Origin of the sequence: Streptacidiphilus jiangxiensis (assembly GCF_900109465.1) — a bacterium.
Lineage (GTDB): Bacteria > Actinomycetota > Actinomycetes > Streptomycetales > Streptomycetaceae > Streptacidiphilus > Streptacidiphilus jiangxiensis.
The window spans coordinates 85,495-103,582 of record NZ_FOAZ01000018.1 but is presented as its reverse complement, the minus strand read 5'-3'; the positions used below and the strand labels follow the sequence as shown (position 1 = coordinate 103,582).

Genomic DNA, 18,088 nt, shown 5'->3' with positions numbered 1-18,088 from the left:
CGAGAGGGGGCGCCGCCCATGTCGCAGGCCGTGCAGCTTGCGGGGCCGGGGGACTGGTCGTTGCTGTCCGGGTGGCTGCCCACCCTGCTGGCCGTGCTGGGGCTGGCGTCCCTCGTCTGGCTGCTGGTGGCGCGGCGACGCAGTTGGTGGCTGCGCTGGCTGCCGATCGTGCTCGTGCTCTCCGCGGGCCTCGCCTGGCTCGTCACCGTCTGGGTGGACGACTGGTGGCAGCCGTTCCCGGACGGGCTGCCGACGACCTCGGCCGTGTGGATCGGGGTCTGCGTCCTCGCGGTCCTGCTGATGCTGTTCCGGCTGCCCTTCCTGCGCTGGCGCGGACGCGCCCTCGCCGTGGTCGCCTGCGTGCTCGCCGTCGCCTTCGCGGGCAACCAGGTGAACAAGGAGTTCCAGCAGTACCCGACGCTCAGCACGCTGCCAGGGCCCTGGCAGACCCCGCCGCCGGAGCTCGCCATCGGCGACAAGGAGGCGGTGCTGACCGTCCCGGCGGGCAAGACCCTCGCGGAGGTGTGGCACAAGCCGGCCGGACTGCCGGACAAGGGCGCCCTGGCCACCGCGAAGATCCCCGGGACCGCCTCCGGCTTCAACGCCCGCGATGCGATCATCTGGCTGCCGCCCGCCTACAAGGCCAAGCAGCGCCCGCTGCTGCCGGTGGTGATCCTGATGCCGGGCGAGCCGGGCAGCCCCGAGGACTGGACCGGGGCCGGACAGCTCGAGGCGACGATGAACAGCTTCGCCGCCTCGCACCAGGGCCTCGCCCCGATCGTCGCGGTCGTCGACCCGCTCGGCGGACTGACCAACAACACCCTGTGCATGGACTCCCAGATCGCCAAGGTCCAGACGTACCTGGCCAAGGACGTGCCGCAGTGGATCTCCCACAACCTCCAGGTCGGCACCGGCCGCAAGGCGTGGACCATCGCCGGGCTCTCGTTCGGCGGAACCTGTTCGCTCCAGCTCGCCGTCAACGCGCCCGAGGTCTACGGCTCCTTCCTCGACATGTCCGGCCAGGACGAGCCGACGCTGGGCAGCCACAGCAAGACCGTCAACGAGGCGTTCGGCGGGAACGAGGCGGCGTTCGACGCGGTCAACCCGCTCAGCGTGATGGCGCACAAGAAGTTCCCGGACACCGCCGGAGTGCTGCTGGCCGGTACCGACGACGGCACCTACGGGCCGCAGCAGCAGAAGGTCTTCACGGCGTGCCAGGCGGCCGGGATGAACGTGGTCTTCGTCCACGTGCCAGGCGGCCACGACTGGAACGTGTGGAAGACCGGCCTCGAACGTGAGATGCCCTGGATCGCCCGACAGGACGGACTGACCTCATGACCTCCTCCGCGCAGACCACGGCCGCCGCCGAGGAGACCGAGGGGGCCGCGCCGGGCCTCGCGCGCCGACTCGGCGCGAACATCGTCCGCTGGCTCGCCGCGACCGCCGTCGTGCCGCGCCTGCTGGCCAAGGCGCCGCTGACGGTGACCTTCCTGGTGGCGTTCTGGCTGGTCGGCATCCTCACCGGCAGCGTCCTGCACGGGCCGGGCACCAACCTGGTGCGGCACGTCGCGGTCGGTACGGCGGTGTTCAACGAGGGCAAGTGGTGGACGCTGTTCAGCTACGGGCTGTGGGCGTCCAGCCTGACCCCGTACATCGTCAGCACGCTGCTCGCGCTGGTGACGCTGCTCCCGGCGGAGCGGCGGCTCGGGGCGGTCAAGGCCGGCGGGTTCTTCCTGGCCAGTCAGGTGCTCGGGGCGCTGCTGGGGATCGCCGCCATCGAGATCGGCTCCACGGCGGGGGACCTGTGGCTCCAGTCCTCGGTGCCCGAGGCCTCCGTCGGCCCGACCGCCGGACTGGTCGGTGTCGGGCTCGCCTACAGCGCCACGCTGACCGCCCTGTGGCGGCGCCGGACCCGGCTGCTGCTGATCGTCGGGACGCTGCTGTTCCTGTTCTACGCCGGCGAGGTGCTGGACATCATGCGGGCCGGTTCGGCCTTCGTCGGTCTGGTCGGCGGGGCGGTGCTGCTGGGCGGGCGTCGTTCCCTCTCGGGCATGCGGCTGCTGCCCTCCTCCTACCGGGAGACCCGGATCCTGGTCGCCCTGTTCGCGGCCACCTCGGCGCTGGGCCCCGCGATCAGCTGGCTCTCCGACTCGCAGACCGGGCCGCTGGCGATCTACGAGGTGCTGTTCGTCAGTGACAACGTGTCGGCGAGCGAGGTCACCGACGCCTGCTCCGGTCCCGGTGCCACGGCCCTGGCCTGCCGGGCCGTGAAGGTCGACTACCTCGCCAACCACAGCGTCGCGATCATCACCTTGTTCGTCCCGCTGCTGATCCTCCTGGTGATCGCCTCCGGGCTCTGGCGGGGGCGGCGGATGGCCTGGTGGGCGGCGATGCTGTTCGAGGTCTGCCTCTTCGCCGCGACGCTGCGCTACTTCCTGTACACGCGCCACGAGTTCGTGCAGAGCGCCGACACGCGCTCGGTCATCACCGCGCTGACGGTCTACTCCGTGGGGCTGCTGGTGGTGCCCGTCGCGGTGCTGGTGGTGCTGTGGCTGACCCGGCACCACTTCGAGGTGCGGGCGGAGAAGGGCACCGCGCTCACCTTCCTCACCATCGCCGTCCTGGCGTTCGTGATCGTCGGCGCCGCCTACATCAAGTTCGGCTACGACGCCCGCGACCAGTTCGCGCCGGTGCCCACCTTCCACCAGATGGTCGCCGACTATCCCAAGCGTCTGGTCCCCCCCACCTACCTGGTGCTCTTCGGCACCGACGTCGCCGACTTCGTGCCGGTCGGCGGCTGGGCCAAGGCGCTGTGGGAGCTGACCGGGCCGGTGTTCTGGCTGGTCGTGCTCGGCGGACTGGGCGTGGCGTTCTGGCGGGCCGGTGCCCGCCGCAAGGAGGACCACTCCGGCGAGGCGGAGTCGCTGCTGCTGCAGAACGGCGGCTCGACCCTCTCCTACATGACCACCTGGCCCGGCAACGACTACTGGATCAGCGAGGACGGGCGGGCGGCCGTCGCCTACCGGGTCATCGGCTCGATCGCGCTGACCATGGGCGACCCCTACGGCTCCCCGGAAGCGCGGCGCGCGGCGGTCGACGGGTTCAGCGGCTACTGCGACGCGCAGGGCTGGTCGCCGTGCTTCTACAGCGTCACCGACGAGGTCAGGCAGCGCTCGGACGCGATGGGCTGGTCGGCGGTGCAGGTCGCCGAGGACACGCTGCTGCGGCTGCCGGACCTGGCCTTCACCGGCAAGAAGTGGCAGGACGTGCGCACGGCGCTGAACAAGGCCGGCAAGGCCGGGATCAGCGGCCACTGGTACACCTGGCCCACCGCGCCGCTGGCGGTGCAGGAGCAGGTGCGGGCGCTGTCGGAGGAGTGGGTGGCGGACAAGGGCCTGCCGGAGATGGGCTTCACCCTCGGCGGGCTGGACGAGCTGGACGACCCGCGGGTGCGGATCGTGGTCGCGACGGACGAGGAGGGCACGCTCCACGGGATCACCAGCTGGCTGCCCTGCTACCGCGAGGGGCGGCCGGTGGGGTGGACGCTGGACTTCATGCGGCGCAGCGGGGAGGGCTTCCGCGGCGTGATGGAGTTCCTGATCGCCACGGCGGCGCAGCAGTTCAAGGAGGAGGGAGCGGAGTTCCTGAGTCTGTCCGGGGCGCCGCTGGCCCGGATCGACCGGGGGGAGCAGGCGGTGCCGTTGCAGCGGGTGCTGGACATCGCGGGCAAGGCGCTGGAGCCGGTCTACGGGTTCCGTTCGCTGCTGAACTTCAAGGCCAAGTTCCAGCCCGAGTACCACCCGCTCTACATGGCCTACCCGGACCCGGCGCAGCTGCCGGCCATCGGCACGGCGATCGGCAAGGCGTACCTGCCCCACACGACCCCGGCGCAGATGGTCCGGCTCAGCCGCCAGTTCACCTCCGCGTAGGCGTCCTGCCCCGCGTCCTAGGCCGTCGCGGTGGTGACGAACTCCGGCTGGTCCAGCACGCGCAGCCAGGTGCCGTCGGCCTGACGGCGGCAGACCTGGGCACGGGCGCCGGCGCCGTCCCTGGGCGGGGTGGAGGTGAGCGCCAGGTCGCCGCTGACCAGCGTCGGCAGCGGCGGTTCCGGCTGGAAGACGGGCCGATGGGCGAGCACCTTCTCCCACAGGGCCTGGATCGCGGTCCGGCCGACGGTCCGGCTGCCGGGCGGGTAGGCCATCACGGCGTCCTCGGCGTAGAGGCTCGCGATGCCCTCGGCGTCGCCCGCGTTGGCGAACTCGACGAACAGGCGGGTCAGGTCCTCGGGGCGGTGGGCGCGCTCACGCTCGGTCATCGTCAACTCCCTGGTCGGCTTGCTTTGTTGACTCCATCCTCGGCCCGAGCGAATCAGAAGTCCAACAGATGGTTCTTATGGGAGCTAGAATCTGAACTTATGGAGATGCGCCAGCTGGAGTACTTCGTGGCCGTGGCCGAGGAGGCCAACTTCACCCGGGCGGCGGAACGCGTGCACATCAGCCAGTCCGGGGTCAGCGCCCAGATCCGGCAGCTGGAACAGGAGCTGGGCGCCCGCCTGTTCGACCGCTCGGCGCGCGCCGCGACGCTGACCGACGCCGGGCGCGCCGCGCTCGTGCACGCCCGCTCCGTGCTGGCCGGGGCGGACGCGGTGCGTCAGGCGGTCGCCGAGGTCACCGGACTGCTGCGCGGCCGGCTCGCCCTCGGCATGGTCACCGGGTGCACGATCACCCCGTTGTTCGAGGCCCTCGCCTCGTTCCACCGGGCCTGCCCCGGGATCGAGGTCTCGCTGCTGGAGGGGGCCTCCGACGCGCTCGTCGACCAGGTGCGGTCCGGTGCCCTCGACTTCGCCCTCGTCGGCCTGGCCGGCGGTCTCCCGGAGGGGCTCGACGGGCGGGTGCTCGTCGCCGAGCCGCTCGTCGCCGCCGTCCCGCCCGGCCACCCGCTCGCCGCCGAGGCGGAGGTGACGCTGCGACAGCTCTGCGGCCACCCGCTGGTCTGCATGCCGCCCGGCACGGGCGTGCGGGCCGTCCTCGACGCCTCCTGCTCCGCGCAGGGCCTGCGCCCGCTCGTCACGCTCCAGGCCAGCGCCCCGCCCGCCGTGCTCGACCTCGCCGCGCGGGGCCTCGGGGCGGCCGTCCTCTCCCAGTCGATGACCGCGCCCTTCGCCGACCGGCTGGTCACCCTCCCGGTCACGGACGCGGACACCGCCGCCCTGCTCGCCCTGGTCTGGTCCCCGACCGCCGGACCGGCCCTGCGCGAGCTGCTGCGCCACTGCGACGCGGCGTTCGCGCCGTCACACGCCTAGAGCGCGCCCCTCCCGCCCCCGGCAGGGCGGGGCTCCAGCACTGTCACGTCGGCCGGCCGCTCCCGCAGTGCGTCCAGCTCCGGGCCGAGCGCGGCCAGCACCTCTCCCTTCGCATGCGCGTCGAGATCGGCCCGCGAGGCCCACTTCTCGATGACGACGATGGAGCTGCCGTCCGTGTGCAGCGCGTACAGCTCGCACCCGGGCTCGGCGTGCACGGCGTCGATGTACCGGCCGTAGGCGGCGAGCGCCTCCTCCAGCTTTCCCTGCTTCGGATGCACCACTGCGGTGACGACGACGGACATGAGGGACTCCTCTTCTCTGCTCTTCCGCGAACACTCCTGCCCGGGCCAACCGCGCCCGCCGCGGCCGTGTTCCCGAGCGCGCGTAGGGTGGCGCCATGGAGATCTGGATCAACCCCCGCTGCTCGAAGTGCCGCGTCGCGATCAGTGAGCTGGACGCCGTGGGCGCCGAGTACACCGTGCGGCGCTACCTGGAGGAGCCGCCGAGCGTCGCGGAGCTGGAGGCCGTGTTGGGGCGGCTGAACCTGGAGCCGTGGGACATCACGCGCACCGACGAGGAGGTGGCCAAGGAGCTCGGCATGAAGGACCGGACGGCGTGGCCGCGCGAGGCCTCCGCGCGCGGGCGGTGGATCGCGGCGCTGGCGGAGCACCCGGTCCTGATCCAGCGGCCGATCATCACCGCCGACGACGGCACCACGGTGGTCGGTCGCTCGGCGGACGAGCTGGCCAAGGTGCTGCCCAAGGCCTGAGCAAGAGGGGCTGAGCGCGAGAGTCCGGGCACGAGGGTCCGAGCACGAGGGTCCGAGCACGAGGGTGCGAGGTTAATTGCTTGGCGGGCCGGGCGGGCGCGCTGACATGATCGCGACCATGCAGACTTTCGACGCGTTCGACGGCACCCGCCTCGCCTACCACCGTCAGGGCCCTGCGGGAGACCGCCCGCTCGTGTGCGTGCCCGGCGGGCCGATGATGCCGTCGGCGTACTTCGGGGACCTCGGCGGGCTGTCCGCGCAGCGGGAGCTGGTGCTGCTGGACCTGCGCGGTACGGGCGAGTCCGCCGTGCCCGCCGACCTCGCCGGGTCGCGCGTCGACCGGCAGGTCGAGGACGTCGAGGCGCTGCGGCTGGAACTCGGGCTGGAGCAGCTGGATCTGCTGGGACACTCCGCCTCCGGCGACCTCGTCCTCGCCTACGCCGGCCGCTACCCGCAGCGGGTCCGCTCGCTGGTGCTGGTCTGCGGACGGGCGCGGAGCGTCGGCGTCGACTACCCCGTCGAGCTGCGTCGCGAGGCGCTGGTGCTGCGCAGTGACGAGCCCTGGTACGACGAAGTCGTCCCGGCCTTCGAGCGGGTCTGGGCCGGGGACGGCGAGGACGAGGACTTCGACCTGCTCGACCGGATCGCCTACGGCCGCTGGGACGCCGCCGCGCAGGCGCACGCCACCGCCTGCACGGAGTGGTTCGACATGGAGGCGGCGGACGCGTTCCTCGCCCCCGGCGCCTTCGACGAGGCGGAGCGGAACCGGGCCGTGCTGGGCGCGTTGGACGCGCCGGTGCTGGTGCTCTCCGGCGACCTCGACGGCTCGCCCCGGCCGGCCTCGGCCGCCGAGGTCGCCGCGCTCTTCCCGCGCGGGGAGCACGTCGTGCAGCCGGGCGCCGCGCACTACCCCTGGGTGGACGGCCCGGAGTTCTTCGCCCGTACCGTCGCGGAGTTCCTCACGCGCACCGTGTGACGGGTGGTGACGGACAGTCAAACTCGGCATCCGGCTCTCGACGCGTCCGGGACAACCGGTACCTTTGGCGCACTCGCACTCAGGTCGCAGCCCGACGGCGCGGCCGGCACGCCAGGGGGTACCGCCATGACAACGTCCCGCATACACCGCAACCGACTGCTCGGCCGGGCGGTCGGCACCCTCGGGATCATGGCCGTCGCCCTCGCGGCCACGGTCGCGCCCGTCGGCGCGGTCACTCCGCACAGCGGCGGTCAGGGGCCCGGTGCCGCGGCCGCGGACGACGGCCCGGTCGACGACACGGCCGCGGCGCACGCCCAGGCCGCGGCGAACCGCCGACAGGGCGGGACGCCGGGCGAGTTGGCGCCGCACGTCGCGGGTGGTGTCCGGCACGGGGACGGGGGAGTGACGCCCGTCATCCCCGCGCCGACCGGCCGCTACCAGGTCGGCACGGTCAACCTGCACCTGGTCGACCCCAAGCGCTACGACCCCTGGGTACCGACCTACCCGCGCCGCGAGCTGATGGTCCAGCTCTGGTACCCGGCCACCAGGACGTCCGGTACGCAGCTCGCGCCGTGGCTGCAGTCCGAGGCCGCCGACCACTTCCTGCAGAGCTGGAACGTGTGGCCGGGCACGATGAACGTCCCGACCACCGCAGGCCACCTGGGCGCGCCGGTGGACCCGAGGGCCGGCAAGCTGCCGGTGCTGCTGTACTCGACCGGCTTCCACTCCGACCGCTCGCAGGGCACGGCCCTCGCCGAGGATTTGGCCAGCCGCGGCTACCTGGTGGTCCTGATCGACCACACCCACGACGCCGACGAGGTCCAGTTCCCCGGCCCTCGCCTGGAGACGGCCACCGCCGCCAGCTCCAAGTACACCCTCACCGTCCGCTCCGCCGACGCCAAGTTCGTCGTCGACCAGCTCGGCCGGATCGCCAACGGCACCGACCCGGACGTCGACCACGCCGCGCTGCCGGCCGGTCTCGCCCGCAACGTGGACATGACGCGGATCGGCATGTTCGGCTGGTCGCTCGGCGGGGCGGCGGTGGCCACCTCCATGCAGTTGGACCCGCGGATCGCCGCCGGGGCGGACCTCGACGGCCAGCTCTACGGCGCGGCGGTGACCGAGGACCTCAACCGTCCGTTCCTCCTCTTCGGCGCCTCGTACCACGACCGCCGGGAGGACGGCAGCTGGGCCCGCATCTGGCCGCACCTCAAGGGCGGCCGCTACGAGCTGAAGCTGGCCGGCACCCAGCACCTGTCGTTCGCCGACTTCGAGGTGCTGTTCTCGCAGGCCGGCGGCGAGATGGGTCTCTCGCCCGAGCAGGTGCAGCAGGACATCGGCACGCTCGACCCGGACCGGGCCGTTCTCATCATGCGCACCTACCTGGCCGCCTACTTCGACAAGGTGCTGCACCGTCCGAACAGCGGCACCCTGATGAACGGCCCGTCCGCCAGTTACCCGGAGATCACTTTCGTTCGCTGACGAGGGGACGCGCCCCTCGGGCGTCGTGGAGGACGGACCCCCACCAATCGAGCTGATCCAGCATCGACTTGGCTGCAGCCTCGGGTCCCTGCGGGTCGAGCAGGGTGCCGTCCGGGCCGAAGAGCAGGTAGTAGCGCGGGAAGGAGACGTAGTCGCGGACCGTGTGGGCCTGCAACTCGGTGAAGACCTGCCGCAGTTGCTCGATGGCCAGCAGCCCGCCGCTGGCCCCGCTGTAGCCGACGAACCCGATCGCCTTGGTGGCCCACTCGGTGTGGTGCCAGTCGATGGCGGCCTTCAACGAGGCCGGGAAGCTGCGGTTGTAGTCCGGTGTCACGATCACGACGGCGTCGGCCTCGCGCAGACGGCGGGCCAGGCCGGCCAGTCCGGCGGGGCGCTGCGGGTCCGGATCCATCGCGGGCGGAGTGGCGGGCAGTTCCAGTGGGATGTCGAACTCCGCGAGGTCGACCGGGTCGACGTCGAACCCGCCGTGCTGTTCCGCCTGTCGGGCGAACCAGTGGGCGACGACGGGGCCGAAGCGGCCCTCCCGGACGCTCCCGGTGACAACGGCGAGCTTCAGGCGCTGGTCGGACATGGCTGGTGCTCCTCTGAGTCGGCGTCGCGTCCCGGTGGGGATGCGAGACCAACTCTGCTGAGCGCCGCGGTCGACAGGGAGACCGGCCCAAGGGTGGTAGTGACAGGGACACCCTTGGGGTTCGCCCCGGTGTTAGGTTCGGACGGTGAGCGACAACGAGCTGGGCCTCTTCCTCCGCCTGCGCCGCGAGGCGGTGACGCCCGCCGAGGCGGGCCTGCCGACCGGTCCGCGCCGGAGGACCCCCGGACTGCGCCGGGCCGAGCTCGCCACCCTCGCCGGGGTGAGCGTCGAGTACCTCACGCGGCTGGAGCAGGGACGCGATCGACACCCCTCGGCACCGGTGCTCGCCGCACTCGCCGACGCGCTGCACCTGTCACCGACCGAGCGCGTGCACCTCCAGCGACTGGCCAAGGGTGCGGAGCCCGGCTTCACCTGCCGGGCGGCCTTCGCCCCGCAACGCGACGTCCGGCCGACGGTCCGCGCCCTGCTCGACCGCTTCGAGCCGATGCCCGCGCTGGTGACCAACCGTCTGACCGAGGTCCTCGCCTGCACGGACGGCTACCGTCGTCTGACCGAGCCGCTGGGCCTGTTCGAGGCCGAGGTGCCCGCTCTCGCCCGCTACGTCTTCACCGACGCGCGGGCCCGTGCGGCCTTCCCCGACTGGGAGCGCGTGGCCGACGAGCAGGTGGCCGCCCTCAAGCAGGGTCCGGGCCGGGCGGACCCCCATGTCGCGGCGCTGATGGACGAGTTGACCGTCGCCGGCGGCACTGCCTTCGCCACCCGTGCGGAGACCGTCCCCGGCCTGCCACGCCCTCACGGCATCATCCGGATCGTTCACCCGGAGGCGGGCGAACTCCGCCTCGCCTACGAGACCTTGGATCTCCCGGCCGCCGACGACCAGCGCCTCCTCGTCCACCTCCCGGCGGACGAGGCCACGTCGGCCGCCCTGGACCACCTCACCGGCCGCCGCCCGGGCGCGCTGCGGGCGGTCTGACCGGGCGGTCCGGCGGAGCGTCAGTCCGCGGTGGCGATCAGGGTCTCCAGCTTCACGTCCGGGTTGCCCCGGACGAAGCTGTTGAGCTGCCACTTGTCGCCGAACAGCGCCAGGAGCGCGTTGTCGCTGCGGCGGGTCAGCGGCTCGCCGGTGACCAGGCGGGCCTTGTTCAGCACGTCCGCGCCGGCCGCGTCGGTGACGCGGGCGAGCGAGTAGGGCAGGCGCTCCAGCACGATCGGCGAGGAGAACTCGTGCTCCATGCGGTGCAGCACGACGTCGAACTGCATCGGGCCGACGGCCGCCAGGACGGGGGCCTGGTCGCCTCGGCGGTCCGAGGTGAGCACCTGGACGACGCCTTCCTCGTCCAGCTGCGAGATGCCCTTGCGGAACTGCTTGCTGCGGCTGATGTCCTTGGGCCGCGCGACGGCGAAGTGCTCGGGCGCGAACGCGGGCAGCGGCGGGAACTCGGCCTTCTTGCCGACGTAGAGGGTGTCGCCGACGCGCAGCGCGGTCGCGTTGATCAGGCCGACCACGTCGCCCGGGTAGCAGATGTCCGCGACGGTGCGCTCGGCGCCGAAGACGGTGTGGGCGTACTTGGTCGTCAGCGAGCGGCCGGAGGCGGCGCGGGTGACGTTCATGCCGCGCTCGAAGACGCCGGAGCAGACACGGATGAAGGCGATGCGGTCGCGGTGGGCCGGGTCCATGTTCGCCTGGATCTTGAAGACGATGCCGGCGAACTCCTCCTCCACCGGGCGGTGGTCGCCGTTGGCCATCTCACGCGCGTCGGGGGAGGGGGCGAGGTCGACGACGGCGTCGAGGAGCAGGCGGACACCGATGTTGGTGAGCGCGGAGCCGAAGAACACCGGGGTGATCTTGCCCTCGCGGAAGGCCTGCGGGTCCCAGCCCGGCCCGGAGTCGAGCGCGAGCTCCAGCTCCTCCAGCGCCGTCGGCCACAGCTCGCCCTCGACGGCCTCGGCGGCGGCGGCGTCCATCGCCTCCTCCTCGGCCTCGTGGGTGCCGCCGGGGACGCGGGTGTACTTCAGGAACTGCTCGGTGTCCGCCGCCTCGACCAGGCCGCGGAAGTTGCCGGCGTTGCCGACCGGCCACACCTGCGGGACGGGCGTGATCTCCAGGATGTTCTGGATGTCGTCCAGCAGCTCCAGGGCCTCGCGACCGCGACGGTCCCACTTGTTGATGAACGTGATCACCGGCACACCGCGGTGGCGGCAGACGGAGAACAGCTTGCGGGTCTGCTCCTCCAGACCCTTGGCCGCGTCCACCAGCATGATCGCGCAGTCGACCGCGGACAGGACACGGTAGGTGTCCTCGGAGAAGTCGGCGTGACCGGGGGTGTCGACCAGGTTCATCACGTGGTCGCGGTGCCCGAACTGCAGCGCGGCGGAGGTGACCGAGATGCCTCGGTCCTTCTCCAGCTCCATCCAGTCCGAGGTGACGCCCTTGCGCCCGCCCTTGCCGTGCACGGCGCCGGCCGAGGTGATCGCCTGCGCGTGCAGCGCGAGCGCCTCGGTCAGCGTCGACTTACCGGCGTCGGGGTGCGAGATCACCGCGAAGGTGCGGCGCCGCGAGGCCTCCTGCAGGACCTGGGCAGCGGTGGCGGGGGAGTCGGTGCTCACGTCGTTCCTCAGGTCCTTCGCGCGGTCTGGTCTGTTGCGGGCAACCGCACCACTCTACCGGGCGCGAGCGGATGACCTAGAAGGTGATCAACGACCGGCCGCCCTTGCCCTCGCGCATCCGGTCGAAGGCGGCCGGGATCTCGTCCAGGGTGATCCGGTCCGTGATGAGGGAGTCGAGGTCCAGGCGGCCGGCGCGGACGTGCTCGGCGAGGAGCGGGATGTCGCGGTCCGGGACGCCGTCGCCGTAGACGCAGGCGGTCAGGGTGCGGGCGAAGTGGAAGATCTCCAGCGCGTTGAAGGCGACCTGGTCGTCCTTGGAGCCGATGCCGACGACGGTGGTGCGGCCGCCACGGCGGGTGGAGTTCCAGGCCGCGCGGATGGTGGTCGAACGTCCGACGCACTCGAACGCGTGGTCGGTCCCGTGCCCGCCGGTCAGTTTGCGGACGGCCTTCGCCGTGTTCTCGTCGGCCACGACGAACTCCGTCGCGCCGTGGCGGCGGGCCAGCTCCTCCTTCTCGGGCGTCACGTCCACCGCGACGATCGGCCCCGCGCCCGCGATGCGCAGCCCCTGCAGGACGGCGAGGCCGACGCCACCGAGACCGAGGACGACGGCCGACTCGCCCTCGCGCACCCGTGCGGCGTTGTGGACGGCGCCGTACCCCGTCAGCACCGCGCAGCCGAGCAGAGCGGCGGCGTCCAGCGGGACGCCCTGCGGCACGGGGATCACCGCGTTCTCGGAGACGACCGTCTCCTCGGCGAAGGCGGCGACACCCAGGCCCGGGTACACGCCGGTGCCGTCGCTCGTGCGGCTCGCGTAGGTCTCGACGGAGGCGGCGTAGGAGTTCTCGCACAGCCAGGGCTCGCCGAGCCCGCACAGATGGCAGTGCCCGCAGGCCGGCGCCCAGTTCAGCACGACCGGGTCGCCGACGGCGACCTTGGTCACGCCCTCGCCCACGGCGACGACCGTCCCCGCGCCCTCGTGCCCGAGGACGACCGGCGTCGCGGCACGGAGCACCCCGGTGGCGAGGGACAGGTCGGAGTGACACACGCCCGCGGCGGCGAGCTTCACCCGGACCTGTCCGGGACCCGGGTCCGGGAGGGTGATCTCGGTGAGTTCCAGCTGAGCGCCTACGGAGGGGAGCAGCGCGGCGCGGACCGTCGTCGTCACGAGGGAGACCTTTCGGGATGGGGGAAGTTGCAACACCGAGGGGCGCGAGGAACTGCGCGAGCAACCACCGGCGTGCGGATGGCCCTGCGCGTTCGGTGTTCTACGTGGGCGGGTGGCTTGTCGCGCCCGCGCTGGGGGCACCTCCCGGCCGAAGGCTGGGGGAGGAGCCGCAGGCCGGCAGAGCCCCGCGCCCCTGATGGTGCCCGCCTGCCCGGCGGCTAGAACTGCAGCGACTTCGTCCGGAGGAACTCCTCCAGGCCGTGGCGGCCGAGCTCGCGGCCGATGCCGGAACCCTTGTAGCCACCGAAGGGCGCCAGCGGATTGAAGCGGCCGCCGTTGATGTCCACCTGCCCGGTGTCCATGCGGCGCGCGAACGCCACCGCCGTCTCCTCGTCCGCGGCCCAGACGCCGCCGGCCAGGCCGTACTCCGTGCCGTTGGCCAGCTCCACCGCGTGGTCCTCGTCGCGGTAGGCGAGCACGCACAGGACGGGGCCGAAGATCTCCTCCTGGGCCACCGTCATCTCGGGCGTCACGTCCGCGAGGATGGTCGGGCGGACGAAGAAGCCCCGCTCCGCGCCCTCCGGCGCGTCGACGCCGCCCGCCACCACGCGCGCGCCGGCGTCGATGCCGGCCTGGATGTACCCGCGCACGCGGTCCCGCTGCTTGGCGTTGACGACGGGGCCGAGACGGGTCTCGGGAGCGGTCGGGTCGCCGGGGACGTACTTGGCCGCCGCCTTGGCCGCGATCGTGACGGCCTCCTCGTACTGGTCCTGGTGGACCAGCAGGCGCGTCCACGCGCTGCACGTCTGGCCGGAGTTGGCGAAGACGTTGCCGACGTTGACGTTGACCGCGCGGGCGAGGTCCGCGCCCGGGAGGACGACGTTGGCGGACTTGCCGCCCAGCTCGAGTGCGACGCGCTTGATGCCGCGGCCGGCCTGCTCGGCGATCGCACGGCCGACGGCCGTGGAGCCGGTGAAGGAGACCAGCTCCACGTCCGGGTGGGCGGCCAGCGCCGCGCCCGCGACCGCGCCGAGGCCGGTGACGAGGTTGAAGACGCCGGCGGGCAGGCCGGCCTCGTGCACGATCTGCGCGAAGAGGCGGGCGACCAGCGGTGTGTCCTCGGCGGGCTTCAGCACGACGGTGCAGCCCGCGGCGAGCGCCGGGACGACCTTGGCGACGATCTGGTGCAGGGGGTAGTTCCACGGCGTGATCGCGCCGACCACGCCCGCCGGCTCGCGGTAGACGGTGGAGTTGCCGACGCGCTCGGTGAACTCGAAGCCCGCCAGCAGGTCCACGTAGCCGGCGGCCACCGCGAGCGGCAGGCCCGCGTGCACGGCCGCGGAGAAGCCGATCGGCGCGCCCAGCTCGGCGGTGACCGTCGCGGCGATCTCCTCCTGGCGCGCGGCCAGGCCGTCGCGGATCGCCGCCAGGAAGCCGAGCCGGACCTCCTTGCTGGTCGCGCCCCAGGCGCGCTGCGCGGCGCGGGCCGCGGCGACGGCGGCGTCCACGTCGGCGGCGTCACCCGCGGCGACGGCGGCGAGGTCCTCCTCGGTGGCGGGGTTGAGGACGGTGATCGTCCCCTCGCCGAGCGAGGGCCGCCAGCTGCCGCCGATGTACTGGTCGGTGTAGGTCTCCACCTTGGTCCCTCCGGGCGCGCTGCGACGAAAGCGACGAAAACTTAGCAGTGCTAGTCAAGGCGTCGGCGGGCCCCGACGCAAGCCCCCGCCGAGTGCCACAGGTCACGTGGCGCGTCAGCCTCCGGAGTGCTGTGCCCGTACACGTGCCAGGTGCCGTTCGTACAGCTCCCGCGAGCCGCGCAGGAAGCCGGCGAGGAGGCGGAGCTGGTTCTCGTCGTAGGCGGCCAGCTGCTCCCGGCCCTCCTCGGCGAACGGTCCGTACAGCTCCCAGGCCTTCTGCCGGGCGGCGTCGGTGATCCGCACGGTGACCTTGCGGCGGTCCGCCGGGTCGGGGGAGCGGGTGAGGTAGCCCAGCTTCTGCAGGCGATCGAGCATCGCGGTGACGCTGCCGGTGGTCAGGCCGAGGGCCGGGCCGAGTGTGCTCGGGGTGGCCGACTCCCGCTGGAAGAGGATCTCCAGGCAGCGCATGTCGGTCCGGTTGATCCCGAGCAGGGTGGCGGCCGCCGCGTCGAAGTCGTCGACGGCGGCCTGCAGCGCCTGCATCTCCGCGCTGACGGTGGTCACGAGGTCCGCATCCGGCCTCAAGCGGGCCGGTGTCGAGGTCGCCGTCTTCGAGCGGTACGGCTCCCGCAAGGACGGCCTGTACGGCTACCGGGTCGGGATCGACCCGACCGGCAACCGGGCCCTGAGGGAGTGCCTGCCACCCGGGCTCTTCGACACCTTCGTCGCCACCTGCGCCCGCACGCCGCGCCACTTCAACGTGCTGACCGAGAAGAAGCGCAGCACCGCGAGCTTCGAACTGCGCGACGACGCCGACGCGGTGGACGCCGAGCGCTCCGTCTCCCGCTCCACCCTGCGGCAGGTGCTCTTCACCGGGATGGACGACGTCGTCCACTACGGCAAGGAGTTCACCCACTACGAGCAGCGCCCCGACGGTACCGTCACGGCCTTCTTCGCCGACGGCACGCGGGCCACCGGTGACCTGCTGGTCGCCGCGGACGGCACCCGCTCCGCGGTCCGGCGCCAGTACCTGCCGCACGCGGAGGTCAAGGACGCCGGCATCACCGCCATCGCCACCAGGACGCCACTCACGCCCGAGACCCGGGCGCTGCTGCCGGAGGAGGTGCGGAACGGCATCTCCCTGATCTTCGGCACCAGGGGCATGATCGGCATGCTTCACGTCATGGAGTTCCCCTGGGACGCGGAGGGCAAGCCGAAGGACCCGGCCGACGCCGCGCGACTGGGGGCCTGGTCGGGTCTCCGGTACGACAACACCCGCGACTACATCAACCTCTCCGTGTGGAGCTCCCACGCCCACTTCCCCGCGGACGCCCTCGATCGGCGCGGCGCCGAGCTCGTCGCCACCGCGCTCGCGGCCACCGAGAACTGGCACCCCGACCTGCGCCGCCTCTTCGAGCTCTCCGACCCGGAGGCGGCCTTCCCGCTGCGGATCTCCACCTCGGTCCCGGTCGAGGCGTGGGAGAGCAGCAACGTCACGCTGCTCGGAGACGCCGTCCACACCATGACGCCCGGACAGGGCGTCGGCGCGAACACCGCGCTGCGCGACGCGGCCCTGCTCTGCCGGGAGCTGACGGCCGCCGCGCGCGGCGAGAAGCCGCTGCTCGCCGCCGTCGCGGCGTACGAGGCGGAGATGATCCCCTACGGCTTCGCCCGTGTCGCGGACTCGCTGAACAACAACGGCACGCGTGGTGACGACCCGCTCTACCGGCGCGGGACGGGGCGGCTCGCGCTCTTCGCCGCCCGCAGCTTCTTCAGTGTCACCAGCAAGGTCCCGGCGCTGCGCCGGAAGTTCCTCGCGGACCTCTACGCCTACCGTGAGGCATAAGTCCTCGTCGGACGGGGACCACGGAGTGGACGGACTGGCGTGGAACGAGGCCGCCAGCACTTAGACTCGACGGCGTGCGATCGGAAGCTCGGGACGAGGCCCCTGTGAAGGCGAAGCGCGTGCCACGAGCACAGCGCGAACAGCAGATGCTGGACGCTGCCGTGAAAGTCTTCTCCCGGTCCGGCTACCACGCCGCGTCGATGGACGAGATCGCCGAGGAGTGCGACGTCTCCAAGCCGATGCTCTACCTCTACCTCGGGTCGAAGGAAGAGCTGTTCGCGGCCTGCATCCGCCGCGAGGCCGACCGGCTGATCGCCCGCTTCGCCGAGGCGGCGGACCCCTCGCTGGACCCGGGCGAGCAGCTCTACCGCGGACTGACGGCGTTCTTCGCGTTCGTCGCCGAGCACCGCGACAGCTGGATCGTCCTCTACCAGCAGGCGCGCGCCCAGGGTGAGCCCGTGGTGGCGGAGGTGGCCGCGGCGCGTGCCGAGGTCTCCGGCGCGGTCACCGCGCTGCTGCGGCGCGCGGTGCGCGAGGCCGGCGACGACCTGCCCGGTCCGCGCAACGCGGACGCCCGCGCCGACCGGGGCGAGGCCGCGGCGATGGCGGCGATCATCACCGGCGCGGCGGACGCCCTCGCCGGCTGGGTCCTGGACACCAACCCCGAGCCGGCGGAGGAGTCGGCCCGCCGGCTCATGTCGGTCATCTGGATCGGCCTGGAGCCGCGACTGCGTGGCGCCCGCTACGGCGGCTGAGCGCGCGTACGGCCACCCGCGGGCTCAGATGATCGGCCCGAGTGCGCACAGCACCGGCAGTGGGTGGGCCGGGTCGAGCGCGTTGCCGACCATGGTCGCCACGCCGGAGTCGTAGGCGAGGCCGATGTGGCCGACCAGGTCCAGCCAGCAGGTGTCCTGGACGGTCACGTTGTGCACGCCGGGCTCGTCGACGAACTCGGTGCCGTAGGGCGTCACCAGCTCGTCCGTGCGCGAGGCGATGACGGTGTAGTCGATGCCCTGCTGCGCGATCGGCCCGGTGTTCAGCGGGCCGACGAGCGTGCCGCCGGCGGTGAGCTCGGTGCAGGCGGCGCACCCCGCCGTCCGCAGCACGTCGTCGACCTGCGCGCGGATGCCGAGGTCGTCGGCGACGGTGATCAGGTTCGCGAAGGTGGTGCCGTGGGTCGGCGGCGCGATCGCGACCACCTTGGCGATCTTCGCGGCGTACCCGGGGAGGAACTTCGGTACGTAGAGCGACTGGAATCCGCCCTCGGAGTGGCCCACCAGATCCACCTTGGCGGCGCCGGTCGCGGCGAGCACCTGGTCGATGTCGGCGGCGATCTCGCGCGAGGACCGCTCGATGGGCACCAGTCCGCCGACGGGCACGCCGGGGACCGCCTCGCCGTAGGTGGGCGCGTAGACGCAGTAACCCGCGAGGGCCAGCTCCGGCCCGAGGGTGGCGAAGTTGCCCGGCCCGTTGCCGCCGAGGCCGTGCAGCAGCACGACCGGCTCGGGGTGCGCGGCCGACGGGTGGCAGGACCAGTCGTCGAAGCCGGAACTCGGTCCGGCCGCGCGGGCCGTGCCCGCTCCGGTGACGAGCAGCAGCAGGCCGGTGGCGGCGGCGAGCAGGGCCGTGCCCAGGGATCGGCGCATGGGTGCCTCCAGGAGGGGTGGGTGGCTGCTGACATGACAGCA

The 18,088-nt window shown here is 72.6% G+C and carries 17 protein-coding genes; 9 read left to right on the top strand and 8 right to left on the bottom strand.

Annotated elements, in window-relative coordinates:
• Positions 1-18 precede the first annotated feature (18 nt).
• Both BMY61_RS29810 and BMY61_RS29805 read left to right on the top strand, forming a co-directional pair.
• Positions 19-1,338 (top strand): alpha/beta hydrolase, encoded by a 1,320-nt coding sequence (locus BMY61_RS29810; protein ID WP_042446087.1) that lies wholly within the window; start codon positions 19-21, stop codon positions 1,336-1,338.
• Positions 1,335-3,929, top strand: coding sequence for a bifunctional lysylphosphatidylglycerol flippase/synthetase MprF (locus BMY61_RS29805; protein ID WP_052438594.1), 2,595 nt, complete (start codon positions 1,335-1,337; stop codon positions 3,927-3,929). The genes BMY61_RS29810 and BMY61_RS29805 overlap by 4 nt, the downstream gene beginning before the upstream one ends.
• Positions 3,930-3,946: 17 nt before the next feature.
• Here the strand turns inward: BMY61_RS29805 and BMY61_RS29800 are convergent, their stop codons facing one another.
• Positions 3,947-4,315: a YybH family protein gene (locus BMY61_RS29800; RefSeq protein ID WP_042446085.1), complete on the bottom strand. Its 369-nt coding sequence runs from the start codon at positions 4,313-4,315 to the stop codon at positions 3,947-3,949.
• A 99-nt stretch (positions 4,316-4,414) separates the two neighbouring features.
• Here BMY61_RS29800 and BMY61_RS29795 point away from each other — a divergent pair, with 99 nt between their 5' ends.
• Entirely contained in the window at positions 4,415-5,302 is an 888-nt protein-coding gene (locus BMY61_RS29795; RefSeq protein ID WP_042446083.1) for a LysR family transcriptional regulator, read from the top strand.
• Here the strand turns inward: BMY61_RS29795 and BMY61_RS29790 are convergent.
• On the bottom strand, positions 5,299-5,604 hold the full coding sequence (locus tag BMY61_RS29790) for a putative quinol monooxygenase (RefSeq protein ID WP_042446080.1): 306 nt from the start codon (positions 5,602-5,604) through the stop codon (positions 5,299-5,301). The two genes, BMY61_RS29795 and BMY61_RS29790, sit on opposite strands and share 4 nt — an antisense overlap.
• Before the next feature lie 95 nt (positions 5,605-5,699).
• Between BMY61_RS29790 and BMY61_RS29785 the strand changes: the two genes are divergently transcribed.
• The 3 genes from BMY61_RS29785 to BMY61_RS29775 all read left to right on the top strand — a co-directional run bounded on the left by BMY61_RS29785 (position 5,700) and on the right by BMY61_RS29775 (position 8,529).
• Positions 5,700-6,071, top strand: coding sequence for an ArsC/Spx/MgsR family protein (locus BMY61_RS29785; RefSeq protein ID WP_042446078.1), 372 nt, complete (start codon positions 5,700-5,702; stop codon positions 6,069-6,071).
• A gap of 118 nt (positions 6,072-6,189) precedes the next feature.
• Positions 6,190-7,047 (top strand): alpha/beta fold hydrolase, encoded by an 858-nt coding sequence (locus tag BMY61_RS29780; protein ID WP_042446384.1) that lies wholly within the window; start codon positions 6,190-6,192, stop codon positions 7,045-7,047.
• A 126-nt stretch (positions 7,048-7,173) separates the two neighbouring features.
• Complete coding sequence (locus BMY61_RS29775) at positions 7,174-8,529, top strand: alpha/beta hydrolase family protein (RefSeq protein WP_052438593.1); 1,356 nt, start codon at positions 7,174-7,176, stop codon at positions 8,527-8,529.
• On the opposite strand, the gene BMY61_RS29770 is transcribed toward BMY61_RS29775, so the two are convergent.
• The gene (locus BMY61_RS29770) at positions 8,513-9,121 is read right to left on the bottom strand and encodes an NADPH-dependent FMN reductase (RefSeq protein ID WP_042446077.1); all 609 of its coding nucleotides are present in this window, start codon (positions 9,119-9,121) and stop codon (positions 8,513-8,515) included. The two genes, BMY61_RS29775 and BMY61_RS29770, sit on opposite strands and share 17 nt — an antisense overlap.
• A 145-nt stretch (positions 9,122-9,266) precedes the next feature.
• Here BMY61_RS29770 and BMY61_RS29765 point away from each other — a divergent pair, with 145 nt between their 5' ends.
• Entirely contained in the window at positions 9,267-10,115 is an 849-nt protein-coding gene (locus BMY61_RS29765) for a helix-turn-helix domain-containing protein (protein WP_042446075.1), read from the top strand.
• 20 nt (positions 10,116-10,135) lie between these two features.
• Here BMY61_RS29765 and BMY61_RS29760 read toward each other — a convergent pair whose 3' ends face one another.
• From BMY61_RS29760 to BMY61_RS29745, 4 genes are all read right to left on the bottom strand, one after another.
• Positions 10,136-11,749, bottom strand: coding sequence for a peptide chain release factor 3 (locus tag BMY61_RS29760; protein ID WP_042446073.1), 1,614 nt, complete (start codon positions 11,747-11,749; stop codon positions 10,136-10,138).
• Positions 11,750-11,825: 76 nt separating this feature from the next.
• A complete protein-coding gene (locus BMY61_RS29755) occupies positions 11,826-12,917 on the bottom strand; it encodes a Zn-dependent alcohol dehydrogenase (RefSeq protein ID WP_042446071.1) in 1,092 nt (363 codons plus the stop codon).
• A gap of 218 nt (positions 12,918-13,135) precedes the next feature.
• The gene (locus tag BMY61_RS29750) at positions 13,136-14,554 is read right to left on the bottom strand and encodes an aldehyde dehydrogenase family protein (RefSeq protein ID WP_042446068.1); all 1,419 of its coding nucleotides are present in this window, start codon (positions 14,552-14,554) and stop codon (positions 13,136-13,138) included.
• 114 nt (positions 14,555-14,668) lie between these two features.
• A complete protein-coding gene (locus tag BMY61_RS29745) occupies positions 14,669-15,118 on the bottom strand; it encodes a MarR family transcriptional regulator (RefSeq protein ID WP_236655967.1) in 450 nt (149 codons plus the stop codon).
• On the opposite strand from BMY61_RS29745, the gene BMY61_RS29740 reads away from it, so the two are divergent.
• Positions 15,111-16,400, top strand: coding sequence for an FAD-dependent oxidoreductase (locus BMY61_RS29740; RefSeq protein ID WP_236655966.1), 1,290 nt, complete (start codon positions 15,111-15,113; stop codon positions 16,398-16,400). The genes BMY61_RS29745 and BMY61_RS29740 overlap by 8 nt on opposite strands.
• 119 nt (positions 16,401-16,519) lie before the next feature.
• A complete protein-coding gene (locus BMY61_RS29735) occupies positions 16,520-17,155 on the top strand; it encodes a TetR/AcrR family transcriptional regulator (protein ID WP_042446374.1) in 636 nt (211 codons plus the stop codon).
• Between the two features lie 24 nt (positions 17,156-17,179).
• On the opposite strand, the gene BMY61_RS29730 is transcribed toward BMY61_RS29735, so the two are convergent.
• Positions 17,180-18,046 carry an esterase/lipase family protein gene (locus BMY61_RS29730; RefSeq protein WP_042446065.1) on the bottom strand — a complete coding sequence of 289 codons (867 nt, stop codon included), beginning with the start codon at positions 18,044-18,046 and terminating at the stop codon, positions 17,180-17,182.
• Between the last annotated feature and the right edge of the window lie 42 nt (positions 18,047-18,088).